The sequence below is a fragment of the Aeromonas sp. HMWF016 genome (assembly GCF_963878195.1).
Taxonomy (GTDB): Bacteria; Pseudomonadota; Gammaproteobacteria; order Enterobacterales; family Aeromonadaceae; genus Aeromonas; species Aeromonas lacus.
Genome location: NZ_CAWNWX010000076.1, coordinates 1 through 17,874, shown reverse-complemented (window position 1 = coordinate 17,874; position 17,874 = coordinate 1). Strand labels below are relative to the sequence as shown.

Here is a 17,874-nt window from a genome sequence, read left to right as displayed (position 1 = left end):
GGTTATACCTCCAGATCCAGTTGTTCTTCATCGAGATCCGCCTCGATGTCATCAAAGAGCGAGTCGCTGCTCGGCATTTCGTCGTCGTGGAAGATGGCTTCACCCTCCTGGATCATCCGCAGCTGGACGGCGCGCGGATCTTCATCGGAACGCACGTCGGCGGCGAAACGGAACACCGATTCGTTAACCCGGAATTTATCCCCGTTGCCAAGGGCGGTGATCATGCCAAGGCGGCGCAGACGGCGCATGGAGGTACGGATTTTTTCGAGCAACTTCTTCTTGTCGAGATCGGTACCGCCGGAGCGGCTGTTGACCATCCGCAGCAGTTGCTTCTCGTCGGCGAGGCTCAGCACCTCCTCCTGCAGCTCGGCCATGGCGAACACCCCTTCCGAGGCGAGACGATCCGGGCTCAGGTAGAGGTAGCAGAGCACCTTGCCCACCAGCATATCGAGCTCGGAGAGCACAGTGGTGCCGATGTCGGAGCTCGGGCGCGGACGCAGGTAGAAGAAGCCTTCCGGCGCCTTGATCAGCTCCACCTGATAGCGGCCGTAGAAGATCTCCAGTTCGCTGTGATACTCGACCAGCGCCGAATGCTGCTCGAACTCGTCGGCACTGATGTGGCGACCGGAGCGCAAGGCGGTGTCGATGCGCGGAAACAAGGGGTTGGCAATCGCCTCTGCGAGGCGCAGCGGCAAGGGAAACTCAGAATTGATCAATGACATAGGCCTGAACCTTGGATCCAGCTTGGTTAATGGGTTTCCATGCGGGTTGGCGATGCAGCTCGCGCTCGCCGCTGGCATGGCCCAGGCGCACGGCCTGGTCGATCAGAAGACGCGCCACATCGAAGTGGGCATGGGCCGGGTAGTCCAGCAGGTATTCCCGCAGTACATCGGCCAGATCCAGCTGCTGGCCCTGCTCGGGGTAGCGGGCCAGATAGCGCTCGATGCGCTCGGCCAGCTCCTGGTTGATGTCTACCATCTCGACGTACTCCATCTCGAGAGGCACCTCACCGGTCACCTCCTCGTCGTGGATGGCGATGGTTTCGTCGCGCAGCTCCAGCAGACGGGGCTCTTCGGCAATGCGCAGCTGCCAGTTGTGCTGCTCGAAGTTGCGGATGGACTCGCGCAACCGCTGGCTGAAGGCGCGGTTCTTGTCCATGTCGATGGCGTTGCGGATAAATTTGTGGACGTGCCTGTCGTAGCGGGACCAGAGCTCGATGCACTGCTGACCCCAGCTGGTGATGACGTCAAGGCGCCCCTGCAAGGCATGGGTCAGCTCCTCGACGTGGAACAGATCGTCGCGCCCCTGCGCCGCTTCCTGAATGTTGAGCAGCCCCGCCTGCAGGCGGTGGCCGGCAGCATCCAAGGTATCTTGCAGCTCGCGCAGGGTCTGGCCGGTCTCGTGCAGCAGCTTTTCGCAGCTGTGAATGGCATCGACCCAGTTCTGGGTCAGCAGGGCCGCAATCTCGCTTTTGACCTGATTCTGCTGCTCATCCATGGCGCGCTGGGTGAGATCGATGCGCCCCAGCGTCTCTTCCAGCGAGAAGGTGAGGCGCGGCAGCACCTCGGCATCCCACTGCTCGCGGGTGTTGGTCTCGAGCGCCGCCTTGCGGGCGGTGTCGAGCTCGGAAGCCAGGTGTTCGAGCAGGATGGAGAGCTTGATGGAGTCAACCTGACGCTGATCCATAAAGAAGTCGACGATGCTCACACCAAGGCGAGACAGGCGGTAGAGGCTCTCCCCCGCCACCATGTCGGTGTTGAAGCGCGACAGCAGTTGCTGGCGAATGAGATCGTTGATGGCGTTGTTGGCGCGACCGGTGAGGGTCTCGTCCATCTGGCCGAAAGCGCTGCTGACATAGCCAAAGGCATCGTGCAGCGCCGCTTCCGACAAATCCGACTCATCTTCGGACAGCGTCTTGATTGCAATCAGAAAGGCCAGCCGGTCGGTCGGCAGGCTCAGCGCCAACCCCTCCTGCCTGACCCATCCCACCATCTCTGGCAGGGTACGGGATGTACTCATCATGATGTTGTCATCTCGTTGTTGTATTGGGCGCAAAATCGTGCGCGCGGCTACATCCGGTAGCATCGAAAACATGGTTCACATTGACGTGAACAGCGAGCAGTCAGCTGGCCGGCTTCTGGGCCATCACATGGATATAGCGACCGAGGGAAACAAAAGGCTCCTGACGGCAATATTGCTGTTCCATGGCCAGCAGATCGTCGAACTTCTCCACCTGATCCTGCTTGTGACGCATATAGTCGTGGATCACCCGCACCCCGGTCTTGCCGATGATGCGCAGCCCCCCGCGACCAATCCAGTCATAAACCTGCTCCGGCAGCTGGGGATTGGTGGGCGTAAGCGCAGTCTGGCGCTTCTTGCGAAGGCCAAGGCGCACATAGTCAAAATTGCCCACCACCAGGCTCTGGAACAGCAAGCCATGACGGTTGTAGAAAAGCAGCGACAGTATGCCCCCGGCATTGACGAAAGGGAACAGACCCAGCAAGGTCTGGCGCGGCTCGGCGAGCCACTCCAGCACCGCATGGCAGAGCACCAGATCAAAGGTCCCGGTCACGTGTTGCTTCAGATCCTGAATGGGGCAATGGATGAGACGAATTTTGTCTTCCAGCCCCTTCTCGGCGATCTGGCTGCGGGCCAGTTCCAGCATTTCTGCTGACAGATCGCACAGTTCCACCTGATGGCCCATGGCCGCCAGCTTCTGGGCGAAATAGCCAAAACCGCCCCCCGCATCGAGGATGCGCAGCGGTCGGTTGCCAAGGCGGGCCAGGCAGGCTTCGATGTCGCTCCAGACAATGGTGGTGCGGATGCGCCCCTTGGTGGAGTCGTAAATGTTGCGGGCGAACTTGTCGGCGCGCCCGTCAAAACTCTGATCGTGCTTCAAGGAGAAACTCAACATTAGCGCCACAGGGTTGTGGCCATCCCAAAAAAGAGAGGTATTCTGTCACATCCCGAATTTGCTGAAAACTCAAGGAAGTGTCCGCCGTGTTTATGCTCAAAAAGTGGCTTGGTCAGCTGTTGATGCCGCTCCCCTTCTCCCTCTCCCTGCTGCTGGTCGCCCTGCTGCTGCTCTGGTTCACCCGTTTTCAGAAATCCGGCAAGCTGCTGGCGACGCTCTCGCTGCTGCTGGTCGCCCTGCTGGGAATGCGGCCGGTGAGCTACGAACTGGCCCGCGGGCTGGAGCAAACCTTCCCGCCGTTCGAGGTGAGCCAGCATCCCAAAATCGATGCCATCGTGGTGCTCGGCAATGGCCACGTCAGCGACCCGGCAGTACCGATGCGCAGTTGGCAGAACAATATCTCGCTGGCACGAACTCTGGAGGGGGTTCGCCTTGCCCAGGCCTATCCCGAAGCCGAACTGGTGTTCTCCGGCTATGTGTCGGGGGATACGCTCTCCAATGCCGAGGTCAATGCCCGGATGGCCGAGAGCCTCGGCATTCCCCGCTCGCGGATGACGTTGTTTGAAAACAACAAAGACACTCATGATGAGGCGGTCAGTATCAGCCGACATCTGAAAGGAAAAGAGGTGGCGCTGGTCAGTTCTGCCACCCACCTGCCGCGCGCCATGGCCCTCTATCAGGGTCAGGGGCTCAACGCCGTGCCGGCCCCCACCGATTACACCGCCAAGCAGAGCCAGGTACCCCAGCCCCTCTACAGTTATTTACCCAAAGGGCGTTATCTGATGTATTCCGAAGCTGCCATCCACGAATGGATTGGGGTATGGTGGGCTCGCTTGCGGGGGCAGGTTAACGAATGAGCAATCGAGCGTTTCATTCCTGATTTGGATCAGGAAAGCGAAAAAAAATTACGTCATTTGCCGCCGGGTCAGCTATCTTGGGCTCGGTTCAATTCATATAATGTTGCGCAATCAAATGCCTAGGAGATTAAGAAGATGAGACAGCACCTGGTAATGGGTAACTGGAAACTGAACGGCACCAAGGCTTCTGTAGAAGCTCTGATCAAAGGACTGACCCCGGCTGCTGCCGCTCATCCTTCTGTGCAAGTCGCCGTCTGCCCGCCGGTTATCTTTTTGGGTCTGGTTGAGCAGCTGACCGCTGGCACCAAGATCGCCTATGGTGCCCAGAACGCCGACGTACACGAGTCTGGCGCCTTCACCGGTGAAAACGCCCCCTCCATGCTGAAAGCCTTCGGTTGCACCTACTCTCTGGTCGGCCACAGCGAGCGTCGTACCCTGCACGCAGAAACTGACGACGTGGTTGCTGCCAAGTACGAAGCGATCCAGAAAGGCGGCCTGGTGCCGGTTCTGTGCATCGGTGAAACTCTGGAGCAGTTCGAAGCCGGCGTGACCAAGAACGTGGTTGAGACCCAGCTGAAAGCTGTTATCGACCGTTGCGGTATCGCCTCCTTCAACAACGCCGTTATCGCTTACGAGCCGGTATGGGCCATCGGTACCGGCAAGACTGCCACTCCGGAAATCGCTCAGTCCGTTCACGCGCACATCCGTCAGTACCTGGCCGGTTTTGATGCCACCGTTGCTGCCAAAGTACAGATCCTGTACGGCGGTTCCGTCACTGGCGCTACTGCTGCCGACCTGTTCGGTCAGCCGGACATCGACGGTGGCCTGGTCGGTGGTGCGTCCCTGAAAGTGGACGACTTCTCCCAGATCATCGCTGGCGCTGCCAAGTAATCGCTGATTACGGCAAAGAGAGGGGCTGGTCCCCTCTCTTATATCGCTTTTCCTATGGTGGCCCCCGCATCCCATACGAAAGCCGATATAGTAAAAGTGGCTTGTCTATTTCCAAACATTCGTATTTGACAACTCAGATCCAGAGGCACTCATGACCAAACAAATCAAACGTATTGGTGTTCTGACCAGTGGTGGCGACGCGCCGGGTATGAACGCAGCCATCCGCGCTGTGGTTCGCGCCGGTCTGCATCACGGCCTGGAAGTTTACGGTATTTATGATGGCTACCTCGGTCTGCACCAGGATCGCATCGTCAAGCTGGAGCGTCACAGCGTCTCCGACGTGGTCAACCGTGGTGGCACTTTCCTCGGCTCCGCCCGTTTCCCTGCTTTCAAAGACCCTGCTGTGCGCGCCGAAGCGATCGAGAACCTGAAAAAGCACGGTATCGACGCGCTGGTCGTCATCGGTGGTGATGGCTCCTACATGGGTGCCAAGAAGCTGACCGAAGAGGGTTTCCCCTGCATCGGTCTGCCGGGCACCATCGACAACGACATCGCCGGTACCGACTTCACCATCGGTTTTGATACCGCTCTGAACGTGGTTGTTGACGCCATCGACCGTCTGCGCGACACCTGCAGCTCCCACCACCGTATCTCCGTGGTCGAGATCATGGGCCGCCACTGTGGCGATCTGGCCATGTCTGCTGCCGTTGCCGGTGGTGCCGAGTATGTGATCGTGCCGGAAGTGGCCTTCGACAAAGAGAAGCTGCTTAAGCAGATCAAGGAAGGCGAAGCCAAGGGCAAGAAGCACGCCATCATCACTATCTGTGAGCACGTGACCGACGTGAACGCATTGGCCAAGGACATCGAAGCCCTGACAGGTCGTGAAACCCGCGCAACCATCCTGGGCCACATCCAACGTGGTGGTGCCCCGACTGCCCGTGACCGCATCATGTCCAGCCGTATGGGTGCTTATGCCGTTGAGCAGCTGCTGGCTGGCCACGGTGGCCGCTGTGTCGGTATCCAGCGCAACGAGCTGGTACACCACGACATCATCGACTGCATCGAGAACATGAAGCGTCCGTTCGATCAGGAGCTTTACAACCTCTCCACCACCCTGTTCTAAGCACCGCGGGAACAAGCTGGTTATGCAAAAACCCTCCATCCGGAGGGTTTTTCTATTTCTACCCGCAGATCACCGTGGTGCGCAGAAAATGGATTGGTTCCAGTACATTTGGCAATGTCATCAGGCAGGCCCGCCAACTGCGATATGAAAGCAACGCGTATATCACCGGGTTGAGGTTGTGCTTCAGCTCGGCCAATTTACCCACCACCGTTGCCAGTCGCTACCAACAGCTTGCCCAGCCTACTCTCTGTATCATCTCTTTCGCTCTCTCTTATTCCCCCTGCCCTGTCCTGCCTCTGGCGCTCCTGTTAAGCGATGCGTTATCTCTTATCCGCGCCCGACGGCGCTCAACATAGGCTACAGATACAGGCAGGTGCAGTTCGGGTGCCTATCTCGCGCCCCCCTGCTGGTTGCAACTTGTCCCCTTGAGGGAAAACCTCTTCCCAAGCCGCTATTGCACCAACCAACATCAATCCCGGTATCTCTTCCATAGTCAGAGGCTAAAAAACGGACTGCAACTGCATTTTTTCTCTCTAAGAGCCAGCTACATCGCTAAAAACAGGGCTATTTATGTAAGTCCATGAACAGAATATCGTGGTAAAACCCTGTCATGGCGCTGGATTGCATGCCGATACCGGCTTTACTCTCCTTTATGGTAGATTTTCTTCGACAGGAACGGTCAAACCAGATTCATAGCCATTTTTGACGCCTAAAATGGCTGCATAGCCCAACAAAAAATGTAAAATCAATATTTGGTGTCATTAGAGTCTCTCTTTTTAGATCGCCAGCATTAATATAAATGGCTGAAAATAAAGGAATTTCTATATTCCCATCCCATTAAAACAGCCAACTCTTCAAGAGGCGAAGATAAAACAGCCACAAGATTACAAAAATAGAGACTTCATCACTACATATAGCCAAGAGCTCATTTTTATCAATTAAACCCTTGTTTTAAGCTCCTATTATGGTATCTTGACCTCATCAACCAATAACCTGGGGAGAAAAAAGATGAAAGAGTTTGTTGTTACCGCTGTTTTTACCGTGTTTTTCACCCTGGTTGCTGTCTCTCTGCCCTCGCTGTCACAGCTCTGAGTCGGATAGAGAGGCATCAATCGGGAACGATCCTCTCTGGCATGACGCTTTAATCACCACAAACTGGTGCTTTCAGCCATCAATGCCGAAATGGTCAACATGGATATGATTTCAAGCTGTTGTGGTTGCTTGTTTAACCACACTTCTGACTGAGCCAACGTCAGACCATCCTAGGGGGAGCCAAGCTTCCCCTTTTTGCTACCTGCCGTCTGACCACACCATTGCTCTCTCCTTATCCTTTCCTCCTCTTCTACCGCTTGGCTGTTTGTTCTGACCAATCCATTTTTCCAGTAACCAGCGGGCACAAAAAAGCCCCCACCCGAAGGTGGAGGCTTGTGGCATAACCAGAAAGTGTCTACCCGCGGATAATCCCGCTTATGCCTTGTTCCAACGCTGTGGGTCATATTCCGGGCTGAAACGGTCAACAATGACAGCACAGGCCGCATCACCAGTGATATTGAGGGAGGTGCGGATCATGTCGAACAGGCGATCCAGCGCAAACAACAGTGGCAACCCTTCGATGGGGATCCCTGCCGCCAGCAGCACAGCCACCACCAGGAAGCTCGGCCCCGGCACACCGGCCTGGCCAATCGCGCCCAGGGTGGCCGTCACTATGATGGCCGCCCAGGCACCGACGCTCAGATCAATGTTGTAAACCTGAGCAAAGAAGATGGCGACCAGCCCGTAATAGATGGCGTTGCCGCTCATATTGATGGTGGCACCCAGCGGCAGCACAAAAGAGGCCGTCGCATTGGTCACCTTCAGATCCTGCTCGCAGGTCTCCATATTGACCGGCAGGGTCGCCATGGAAGAGGCGGTAGAGAAGGCAACGATCTGCGGCTTCTTCATCGCCGAGATATAGGTCATCACCGGCGTGTTGGAGAAGATCGCCACCAGCAGCGGGTAGACAACAAAGCCGAAGATCAGAATCGCGGCAACATAGACCACGAACAGCTTGAGCACCAGCGTCAACACATCGAAGCCATAGGTGCCGATGGCATCAGCCATCAGACCAAATACCCCGAGCGGCGCAATGATCATCACCTTGTTGATCATCCAGACAAAGGCATCCACCAGGGTATTGAGGCCATCGACCAGCGGCTTGGCCCGCTCGCGCGGCTGTTTGGCCAGCGCAATACCGAGGAACATGCAGAACACCAGGATCTGCAGAATATTCGCCTCGTTGAGGGACTGGAACACGTTGGTCGGGATCATGCCAAGCAGGGTTGCGACGGCATCGGGCAGCGCCCCTTTATCGGCATAATCACCGCCAAACATGGAGGAGACAGAGCCAAAATCGACACCGACACCCGGCTTGAAGATCTGTCCCATCACCAGTGCCAGCAACACGGCCAGTGCCGAAGTAACAAGGAAGAAGGCCAGCGTGGCCACCCCTATCTTGCCCGCCGCCGGACTGGCGCCCAGATTGGCGGCGCCGGAGAGGATGGCAACCGCCACCAGCGGGATCACCAGCATCTTGATGAGCTGGATAAAGAGGGTACCGAGTGGAGCAAAGATGGTGGCCTGCTCACCCATGAGCACCCCGACCACTGCCCCCAGTACCATGGCCACCACAACCTGGAAGCCGATATTTTTTATGAGTCCTTTAGTCAACACAGTACTTTCCTTTATGTAGCTACATTCGCACTTTCCCAGTGCAATAAACCAGACAGGGGAATGAGCTCCTGCACATTCCCCTGCTGCGGCGTGTTATCGCATATTTCATTGCTGTTTGAAATCGACAAATCGTTAACAGAAGCTATTAATAATTCTCTAAAAAGCACATTTCCCACCCTTTGGTTGCGTTTTTTGCAGCCACCCCAATGACAACTGGCAAAATGTTGTGCTAGCTTGGCTGCACAACCGAACATACAAGGATGTAAAGATGCTGAAAGTTAACGAATATTTTGACGGAAATGTAAAATCCATCGGTTTTGAGCAAAAAGGCGAGAAATCCACTGTCGGCGTCATGAACGTCGGTGAATACCTGTTCAATACCGCAGCCCCCGAGCGGATGACGGTGATCAAGGGCGCTCTGACCATCCAGCTGGCAGATGAAGATGAGTGGCACACCTACAGCCAAGGTGAATCCTTCTTGGTTGCGGGCCACTCCTCATTCAAGCTGGAGGTGAATAGCCCCACCGCTTACCTGTGTGAATTTCTCGACTGATCTGCCCGGCTGAAGGGGCTCATCCCTTCAGCCCTCTCTCCCCCTCCTGCTCTTCATATCTCTACCCATGTCACAGCGCGGCACATCCCCGCTTTTCATCCATGGCAAAAATCCTAGAATAAACAGACATAAACCATCACCGGAGTGGTGTCATGATCAGTGTGTTTGACCTTTTCTCTATCGGTATCGGCCCCTCCTCTTCCCATACAGTCGGTCCCATGCGCGCCTCTTATGCCTTTGTGCAGCAGCTCAAGCTCCATGGCCATCTGCCTCATACTGCGCGAGTCGAAGTGGAGTGTTACGGCTCGCTGGGCCAGACCGGCAAGGGACACGGTACCGGCAAGGCGATCATTCTGGGGCTGGCGGGCTTTGAACCGGAATCGGTCGATATCGATGCCATCCCCGCCATTCTGGCGCGAGTGGAAAAGGAGCAGAGCCTGCAGCTGGCAGGCGAACAACCAAGCCATTTTCCCCGCACCGGTGCCATCATCTTTAACCGCCGCAAAACCCTGCCGGCCCACACCAACGGCATGACCCTGCGTGCCTTTGGCGAAGATGAGAACCTGCGCTTCAGCCAGACCTACTACTCGATTGGTGGCGGCTTCATCATCGAAGAGAGCCACTTCGCCACCGCCAAGGAGGAAGCCGCCAGAACGGATAGCGAACACCCTATTCCCTACCCCTTCGAGAGCGGCGCCCAGCTGCTGGCCCACTGTCAGGAGAGCGGTCTCTCCATCTCCGGCATCATCCTGGCCAACGAGCGGGTATTTCGCAGCGACGAGCAGATAAAGAGCGGTCTTCGCAAGATCTGGCAGGCGATGCAAGGCTGCGTCGAACGCGGTTGCAAGAGTGAAGGGGTGCTGCCGGGCGGCCTCAAGGTACGGCGCCGCGCCCCGGGGCTGTTTCGCCAGCTCAGCTGCGAGACCAACTTCAACAAGGATCCCCTGATGGTGATGGAGTGGGTCGATCTCTTTGCGCTGGCCGTCAACGAAGAGAACGCGGCAGGCGGACGAGTCGTCACCGCCCCCACCAACGGCGCCTCCGGTATCATTCCGGCGGTGCTCCACTACTATGATCGTTTCGTCCACAAGGTCGATGACGACGAGTTGGTACGCTTTTTCCTCACCGCGGCTGCTATCGGCATCTTATATAAGAAAAACGCCTCCCTGTCGGGAGCGGAAGTGGGCTGTCAGGGTGAAGTGGGCGTGGCCTGCTCCATGGCGGCCGGCGCGCTGACCGAACTGCTGGGGGGCAGCCCGGCCATGGTGGAGAACGCTGCCGAGATCGGCATGGAGCACAACCTCGGGCTCACCTGCGATCCCATTGGCGGGCTGGTGCAGGTGCCCTGCATCGAGCGCAACGCCATGGGGGCGGTCAAGGCGATCAATGCCGCCCGCCTCGCCCTGCGCGGCACCGGCGAGCACAAAGTGTCTCTCGACAAGGTGATCAAAACCATGTGGGAGACCGGCAACGATATGAAGACCAAATACAAGGAGACGGCCCGCGGCGGCCTCGCCGTTAACATTACCGAATGTTAAAAAACGGAAATTGACTCCATTTGGTTCCGAAATACCCGGCATCGCCGGGTATTTTTATGGGCAAACGCTTAACAAAATGGATAAGCACCAAAATAAATTTTATACTCGCGCCTCAAACTCAACAAAAATAGATCTATTTCAACTTTTTTTAGGTCACGAGCCGTTACACTACGGTTATCTGGTTCTGTGACCTGCGCTGACAAGCGCGTTCCATGGATCTCCCAAATTTCTGTGAGTGGGCATGCCGCCCCCTTCTACCCTGAGGTAATAGTGACATGATCAGCGTTTTTGATATCTTCAAAATCGGTGTAGGCCCCTCTTCTTCCCACACTGTTGGTCCGATGAAAGCGGCCAAACAGTTTGTTGACGAGCTGCGCGCGGGCGGCAAGATCCGCGATGTAACCCGGATCAATGTCGATGTTTACGGCTCCCTCTCCTGGACTGGCAAAGGCCACCATACCGACACAGCCATCATCATGGGCCTGGCCGGCAACCTGCCGGAAAACGTCGATATCGATGCCATCCCTGAATTTATCTCCCGCGTAGAACAGACCGAGCGCCTGCCGATCGGCCTGCACTGCCACACCGTCAGCTTCCCGCGCGATGCCATGGTATTCCACGACGAAGCACTGCCGCTGCACGAAAACGGCATGAAGCTGAGCGCCCTGATCGAAGACGAAGTGGTCTACAGCAAGACCTACTACTCCATCGGTGGCGGTTTCATCGTTGACGAAGAGAACTTCGGCAAGGCTGACAGCGGCGACATGTCCGTACGCTACCCGTTCAAGAGCGCCGCCGAACTGGTTGCCCACTGCAGCCAAACCGGTCTCTCCATCTCTGCCCTGATGATGGAAAACGAGAAGTGCTTCAACACTCCGGAAGAGATCTACAAGAAGTTCGGCAAGATCTGGAACACCATGCGTGAAGGGATCGAGCGCGGCTGCCGTACCGAAGGCGTCCTCTCCGGCCCGCTGCGCGTGCCCCGTCGTGCGGCTCCGCTATACCGCCAGCTCAACACCAACGAGAACCTCTCGAGCGACCCGATGAACATCGTTGACTGGGTCAACATGTTCGCTCTGGCCGTGAGTGAAGAGAACGCTGCCGGTGGCCGCGTGGTCACCGCACCGACCAACGGCGCTGCCGGCATCATCCCGGCCGTACTGGCCTACTACGACAAGTTCATCCAGCCGGTTGGCCGCGACGAGTACACCCGTTTCTATCTGGCTGCCGGTGCCGTCGGCATCCTCTACAAGATGAACGCCTCCATCTCCGGTGCCGAAGTGGGCTGCCAGGGTGAAGTGGGCGTCTCCTGCTCCATGGCCGCAGCCGGTCTGACCGAACTGATGGGCGGTAGCCCTGAGCATGTCTGCGAAGCCGCTGAAATCGGTATGGAGCACAACCTGGGTCTGACCTGTGACCCGGTTGCCGGCCAGGTTCAGGTGCCCTGCATCGAGCGTAACGCCATCGCAGCCATGAAGGCGGTCAACGCCTCTCGGATGGCCCTGCGTCGTACCTCCAAGCCGCGCGTCTCGCTGGACAAGGTCATCGACACCATGTACGTCACCGGCAAGGACATGGACTCCAAGTACCGTGAAACCTCCCGTGGCGGTCTGGCTATCAAGGTTATGCAGGTTGCCTGCGACTAAACAGCCACTGGCATGACGACAAAAGGCGGGTTATCCCGCCTTTTTCTTTTTACCGGTTCCGGTACTTCGTCACTGGAAGACTTGGAGAACAAAAAGGATGGCCTTGCGGGCCATCCTTTTTTATCTGCTCTATCCAGCCAATCACGGCACCTGGGCCGCACGCCGGATCAGGAGGAGAGTTTGCCATCCAGTTCGGCAATCTTGGCAGACCAGTAGGCCGGGCCGGTTTCGTGGATATTGTTGCCTTCGGAGTCGACCGCTACGGTCACCGGCATATCTTCCACTTCAAACTCGTAGATCGCTTCCATGCCGAGATCGGCAAAGGCCACCACGCGGGCTTTCTTGATCGCCTTGGCCACCAGATAGGCAGCGCCACCAACTGCCATCAGATAGACAGCCTTGTGCTGCTTGATGCTCTCGACGGTTTTCGGGCCGCGCTCGGACTTGCCGATCATGCCGATAAGGCCGGTTTCACCCAGCATCATGTCGGTGAACTTGTCCATCCGGGTGGAGGTGGTGGGACCGGCCGGGCCAACCACTTCGTCGCGCACCGCATCGACCGGGCCAACGTAATAGATGAAGCGGTTGGTGAAATCGACCCCTTCCGGCAGCCCTTCGCCGCGGGCCAGCATGTCGGCGATACGCTTGTGGGCAGCATCGCGGCCGGTAAGGATCTTGCCCGACAGCAGCACGGTATCACCGCTCTTCCAGCTGGCCAGCTCAGCCTTGGTGATGCCATCGACGTTGACACGGCGCACGTTGCCACCCGCTTCACGGGTGATCTCCGGCCAGTCGCTCAGTTTCGGCGGCGTCAGTTCGGCGGGGCCTGAACCATCCAATTCAAAGTGAACGTGACGGGTCGCGGCGCAGTTGGGGATCATCACTACCGGCTTGGAGGCGGCGTGAGTCGGCGCGGATTTCACCTTCACATCCAGTACTGTAGTGAGGCCGCCCAGACCCTGGGCACCGATCCCCAGCTTGTTGACCTTGTCGTAGAGCTCGACGCGCAGCTTCTCTTCGGTGGTTTGCGGGCCACGGGCGATCAGCTCCTGAATGTCGATGTGCTCCATCAGCGCCTCTTTGGCCAGTACGGCGGCCTTCTCGGCAGTACCGCCGATGCCGATACCGAGCATGCCGGGCGGGCACCAGCCCGCGCCCATGGTCGGCACGGTTTTCAGCACCCACTCGACGATATCATCGGAGGGATTGAGCATGACCATCTTGGATTTGTTCTCGGAACCACCGCCCTTGGCGGCGATGCTCACCTCGACCTTGTCACCCGGGATCATGTCGATATGGACGACCGCAGGGGCGTTGTCTTTGGTGTTTTTGCGGCTGCCGGCCGGATCGGCCAGCACCGAGGCGCGCAGCGGGTTGTCCGGATTGGTGTAGGCACGGCGGGTACCTTCATCCACCATCTCCTGCACTGTCATGTCGCTGTCCCACTGCACCTGCATGCCGATCTTCACAAAGCAGGTGACGATGCCGGTATCCTGACAGAGCGGACGGTGGCCTTCGGCAGACATGCGGGAGTTGATCAGGATCTGGGCCAGCGCATCCTTTGCTGCGGGGTTGGCTTCCCGATCATAAGCAGCTTTGGCGGCCTGGACAAAATCCAGCGGGTGGTAATAGGAGATGTACTGGAGGGCATCTGCGATGGAATCGATAAAATCCTGTTTTTTTATAATGCTCATATCATCCTCACTGGTCCTTGCGTCGCACGGGGGCGATGGACAAGGGCTTCCATATGATGGCTGTGTAGGGGCGCAAACCAAACACTATCAGTCAGCAAAAAACCTGAAACACAGCAGTTTTTTCTTTAGTCACCGCCACCTATGATACGCTTGCCCACCAGCACCGACTAGGGTTCGGGAATCAAACTGTTGCCTGTGTAACATAAAATGACGCCATCACTGCATATCCATTATCCAGATCATCACACACCTCTCCACGCGCTATTTGCACGGCTGCAACATCAGCCGTGGGCCATGCTACTGGAGTCAGCCGGACCACTTGGTGCCGACAATGGCTTCGACATCATCACCGCCGATCCGCTGGCGACTCTCGAAACCTGTGGCCAGCTCACCACAGTGCGCTGTAGCAATGCAGAAAGAGAGCATCATGGCGACCCCCTCACCCTGCTGGCCGAACTTCAGCAGCAACTGCTTGGCCAACCGGTCGCGCACAACAGCAAACTGCCCTTTATAGGCGGGGCACTCGGGCTGTTTGGCTACGATCTGGGCCGCCACTTTGAACAGCTGCCAAGTCAGGCTGCCGCCGATATCAAGGTGCCCGACATGGCGGTGGGGATCTATGACTGGGCGCTGCTGCGCAGCGTCGAGACCGGCGCCTGGCAACTGGTGCACTGGGGAGATGAAGCGGGTCTTGCCAGACGTATCGACTGGCTCGAGCAACAAGTTGCCGAACCGGCGCCACCTTTCCACCTGCAAGGCAGCTGGCAAAGCAACATGAGCCGGGAAACCTATGGCGAGAAGTTTGCCCGCATTCAGGAGTACCTCGCGGCGGGGGATTGCTACCAGATTAACCTGACCCAGCGCTTCAGTGCCCCCTATCAGGGCGATGAGTGGCAGGCTTACTGCACGCTGGCGGCGGCCAACAAGGCGCCTTTCTCCGCCTTTTTGCGCTTGCCGGACAGCGCCATTTTAAGCCTCTCCCCCGAGCGTTTCTTGCTGCTTGATGGTCACCATATCGAGACCAAGCCCATCAAGGGAACGCGCCCGCGTCATCCTGATCCAGCCATCGATCGGGAGATAGCCAACGAGCTGTCACAGGCAGACAAGGACAGATCAGAGAATCTGATGATCGTGGATCTGCTGCGCAACGACATCGGGCGGGTGAGCAGGCCGGGCTCGGTCAGCGTGCCTCATCTCTTTGAAGTGGAGTCCTTTCCGGCAGTGCACCACTTGGTCTCCACCATTCATGGCGAACTCGATAGCCGCTGGCAAGGCGTCGATCTGCTGCGCGCCTGTTTCCCGGGCGGCTCCATCACAGGTGCGCCCAAGATCCGCGCCATGGAGATCATCGAGGAGCTGGAGCCCCAGCGACGCAACGCCTACTGCGGCAGCATCGGCTACCTCAGCCAGCATGGCCGGATGGACACCAGCATCTGCATTCGCACCCTGATTGCCGAAGCGGACCGTCTGCACTGCTGGGCCGGTGGCGGCATCATCGCCGACTCCGACGCCGACAGCGAATATCAGGAGACCTATGACAAGGTCGCCCGCATTCTGCCCCTGCTCACCGCACTGTGAGCCAGAGCCCCAGATAAACTGCCACGGAACCACGTCACGCCATGGAACGCCACGAACTGCTGACCCGTTTCTCCCTGCAACGACCAGCCCCGGCACATCGTCTCACCGTTGCCGGCCTCAGTCCGGCGGCTGTGCTGGTGCCTATCGTGGAGCGCCACGATGGCCTTCACCTACTGCTCACCCGTCGCAGTGCCCGGCTGCGCCATCATGCCGGACAGATCAGCTTTCCGGGCGGGCGTCAGGATCCCGATGATCAGGATCTCATCGCCACCGCGCTGCGGGAGACCGAAGAGGAGCTCGGCATCCCCTCTCATCTCGTGCAGGTGATCGGCACCCTCAATCCGCTCAATACCATCTCGCGCTTCGAGGTGCTGCCGGTGCTGGCTCTGCTCGATGCCGACTACTCACTCGAATTGAGTGCAGATGAGGTGGAGCATGCCTTTGAGGTACCGTTAAACCACCTGCTCGATCGCCGCAATCATATCGCCCTCACCTTTTATCGGACGGGCAAACAGCACACCGTCTACTGGATCCCCTGGCAACAGCACTATATCTGGGGGGCCACGGCCAGCATGATCTGTCAGCTGGCCCAGCACCTCGAGAGGTAACAATTTGGCAACTTGCGGCAGGGCGGAATTTAATCATTAACATTAAACCAACGTGTCAAATGCTAAACAAAAATTGATTTTTTACTGTTTTGATCACGTTTCTATAAGAAACTCGGGGTTTTCGTCTGTTAAAGATGAATTTGATCAACATTTTTGATTAAAAAAACCGTATCCTTGCCGCCGACTTAATAAGAACCACAATTCGGGGTGAGATAGATGTCAAATACTGTCACTGGCGCACAGGATGTCGCGACCGTAAAGGAGCAAGGAACGAGCTTCGTCCAGAGTAAAGGCTGGACAAAACAAGATTCAACCTGGGTTATCAGCCTGTTTGGTACTGCTGTTGGCGCAGGCATCCTGTTCCTGCCGATCAACGCAGGCATGGGTGGCTTCTGGCCACTGGTGGTGATGGCGCTGCTGGTTGGCCCGATGACCTATCTGGCCCACCGTGGTCTGGCCCGCTTCGTACTCTCCTCCAAAAAGCCCAATGCAGACATCACCGAAGTGGTTGAAGAGCACTTTGGTGCCGGTGCAGGCAAGCTGATCACCCTGCTCTACTTCTTCGCGATCTACCCTATCGTGCTGATCTACGGCGTGGGCATCACCAACACCGTGGAAAGCTTCATGGTCAACCAGCTGCAGATGAGTGCACCGCCGCGCTGGATCCTCTCCATCGTGCTGATCATGGGCATGATGTCCGTGATGCTGGCCGGCGAGAAGTTGATGCTGAAAGTGACCGAAGTACTGGTCTACCCGCTGATCGCCATCCTGGCCGGTATCTCCCTCTACCTGATCCCGGACTGGACCGGTGCGGCTCTGCAGCAAGTGCCTTCTGCCAAGGATTTCGCCGTCACTCTGTGGCTGACCATCCCGGTGCTGGTCTTCTCCTTCAACCACAGCCCGGCCATCTCCAGCTTCTCGCTGGCCCAGCGCCGCGACCACGGTGAGCACGCCGTCGAGAAAGCCGATGCCATCCTCAAGCGTACAGCCATGGTGCTGCTGGGCTTCGTGATGTTCTTCGTGTTCTCCTGCGTGATGAGCCTGACACCGGTGCAGCTGGCTGAAGCCAAAGCCCAGAACATCGCCGTGCTCTCCTATCTGGCCAACCAGCATGCGAGCCCCATCATCTCCTACTTCGGGCCGCTGGTGGCGTTCGTCGCCATCGTATCCTCCTTCTTCGGCCACTATCTGGGTGCCCGTGAAGGTCTGAAAGGGATGATCGTGCAGAACATGCGCAAATCCGGCAAAGAGCCGAACGCCAAGAAAGTCGAGATGTTTATCATCGCCTTCTTCATCCTGACCCTGTGGGGCACCGCTATTGCCAACCCCTCCATCCTGGGCATGATCGAATCGCTGGGCGGCCCCATCATCGCGACCATCCTGTTCATCATGCCGATGTACGCCATCAAGCGCGTACCGGCCATGGCAAAGTATCAGGGTCACATCAGCAATGTCTTCGTGACCGTGATGGGCCTGACTGCCATCTCCGCCATCCTCTATCAATTGGTCGGTTAATCCCGCCACCGATAGTCAAAAACCAGCCGGCAACGGCTGGTTTTTTTATTGCATCATTCTGCGATCTTCTCTGGAAATCCCTGCTCCTTTTCTCAGTTGCCCCGGTTAACCAAGCTCCCTGCGCCACTGCATATCTGTGCCATCACAGCCCTCCGCTCATATCATGAGAACCCGTTTTTATCTCGCCCTGTGGGGTACCCCCCCCCACCCGTCACAACGCAACAGCCTTCTGACTGTCTGCCTATCTA

Annotated in this window: 14 protein-coding genes; 9 read left to right on the top strand and 5 right to left on the bottom strand. The window is 57.4% G+C overall.

All coding sequences use genetic code 11. The annotated features are described in order from the left end of the window. Positions 1-2: 2 nt before the first annotated feature. From mukE to cmoM, 3 genes are all read right to left on the bottom strand, one after another. Entirely contained in the window at positions 3-722 is a 720-nt protein-coding gene (mukE, locus tag AACS24_RS11030) for a chromosome partition protein MukE (protein ID WP_005336835.1), read from the bottom strand. After that, positions 703-2,022, bottom strand: a complete 1,320-nt coding sequence (gene mukF, locus AACS24_RS11025; protein WP_033113261.1) for a chromosome partition protein MukF — start codon at positions 2,020-2,022, stop codon at positions 703-705. Before mukF ends, mukE begins: the two co-directional genes overlap by 20 nt. Before the next feature lie 100 nt (positions 2,023-2,122). Continuing rightward, the gene (gene cmoM / locus AACS24_RS11020; RefSeq protein ID WP_033113262.1) at positions 2,123-2,899 is read right to left on the bottom strand and encodes a tRNA uridine 5-oxyacetic acid(34) methyltransferase CmoM; all 777 of its coding nucleotides are present in this window, start codon (positions 2,897-2,899) and stop codon (positions 2,123-2,125) included. 101 nt (positions 2,900-3,000) lie between these two features. On the opposite strand from cmoM, the gene elyC reads away from it, so the two are divergent. From elyC to pfkA, 3 genes are all read left to right on the top strand, one after another. Then, on the top strand, positions 3,001-3,771 hold the full coding sequence (gene elyC, locus AACS24_RS11015; RefSeq protein ID WP_181364155.1) for an envelope biogenesis factor ElyC: 771 nt from the start codon (positions 3,001-3,003) through the stop codon (positions 3,769-3,771). Between the two features lie 135 nt (positions 3,772-3,906). Continuing rightward, positions 3,907-4,662, top strand: a complete 756-nt coding sequence (gene tpiA, locus AACS24_RS11010; protein WP_108570702.1) for a triose-phosphate isomerase — start codon at positions 3,907-3,909, stop codon at positions 4,660-4,662. 151 nt (positions 4,663-4,813) lie between these two features. Then, the gene (gene pfkA, locus AACS24_RS11005) at positions 4,814-5,785 is read left to right on the top strand and encodes a 6-phosphofructokinase (RefSeq protein ID WP_005336840.1); all 972 of its coding nucleotides are present in this window, start codon (positions 4,814-4,816) and stop codon (positions 5,783-5,785) included. A 1,467-nt stretch (positions 5,786-7,252) separates the two neighbouring features. Here pfkA and AACS24_RS11000 read toward each other — a convergent pair. Next, positions 7,253-8,494 (bottom strand): dicarboxylate/amino acid:cation symporter, encoded by a 1,242-nt coding sequence (locus tag AACS24_RS11000; RefSeq protein ID WP_108570701.1) that lies wholly within the window; start codon positions 8,492-8,494, stop codon positions 7,253-7,255. A 268-nt stretch (positions 8,495-8,762) separates the two neighbouring features. Here AACS24_RS11000 and ppnP point away from each other — a divergent pair, with 268 nt between their 5' ends. From ppnP to AACS24_RS10985, 3 genes are all read left to right on the top strand, one after another. After that, on the top strand, positions 8,763-9,047 hold the full coding sequence (ppnP, locus tag AACS24_RS10995; RefSeq protein ID WP_181364154.1) for a pyrimidine/purine nucleoside phosphorylase: 285 nt from the start codon (positions 8,763-8,765) through the stop codon (positions 9,045-9,047). Between the two features lie 152 nt (positions 9,048-9,199). Then, positions 9,200-10,585 carry an L-serine ammonia-lyase gene (locus AACS24_RS10990; protein WP_108570699.1) on the top strand — a complete coding sequence of 462 codons (1,386 nt, stop codon included), beginning with the start codon at positions 9,200-9,202 and terminating at the stop codon, positions 10,583-10,585. A 275-nt stretch (positions 10,586-10,860) separates the two neighbouring features. Next, on the top strand, positions 10,861-12,231 hold the full coding sequence (locus tag AACS24_RS10985; protein WP_108570697.1) for an L-serine ammonia-lyase: 1,371 nt from the start codon (positions 10,861-10,863) through the stop codon (positions 12,229-12,231). 167 nt (positions 12,232-12,398) lie between these two features. Here AACS24_RS10985 and AACS24_RS10980 read toward each other — a convergent pair whose 3' ends face one another. Then, the gene (locus AACS24_RS10980; protein ID WP_108570696.1) at positions 12,399-13,925 is read right to left on the bottom strand and encodes a fumarate hydratase; all 1,527 of its coding nucleotides are present in this window, start codon (positions 13,923-13,925) and stop codon (positions 12,399-12,401) included. A 294-nt stretch (positions 13,926-14,219) separates the two neighbouring features. Between AACS24_RS10980 and pabB the strand changes: the two genes are divergently transcribed. The 3 genes from pabB to AACS24_RS10965 all read left to right on the top strand — a co-directional run bounded on the left by pabB (position 14,220) and on the right by AACS24_RS10965 (position 17,626). Beyond that, the gene (gene pabB, locus AACS24_RS10975) at positions 14,220-15,503 is read left to right on the top strand and encodes an aminodeoxychorismate synthase component I (RefSeq protein WP_258222902.1); all 1,284 of its coding nucleotides are present in this window, start codon (positions 14,220-14,222) and stop codon (positions 15,501-15,503) included. 41 nt (positions 15,504-15,544) lie between these two features. Beyond that, positions 15,545-16,111: a CoA pyrophosphatase gene (locus tag AACS24_RS10970; RefSeq protein ID WP_108570694.1), complete on the top strand. Its 567-nt coding sequence runs from the start codon at positions 15,545-15,547 to the stop codon at positions 16,109-16,111. Positions 16,112-16,327: 216 nt separating this feature from the next. Further along, a complete protein-coding gene (locus AACS24_RS10965; protein WP_108570693.1) occupies positions 16,328-17,626 on the top strand; it encodes a serine/threonine transporter in 1,299 nt (432 codons plus the stop codon). The last annotated feature ends 248 nt before the right edge of the window (positions 17,627-17,874 follow it).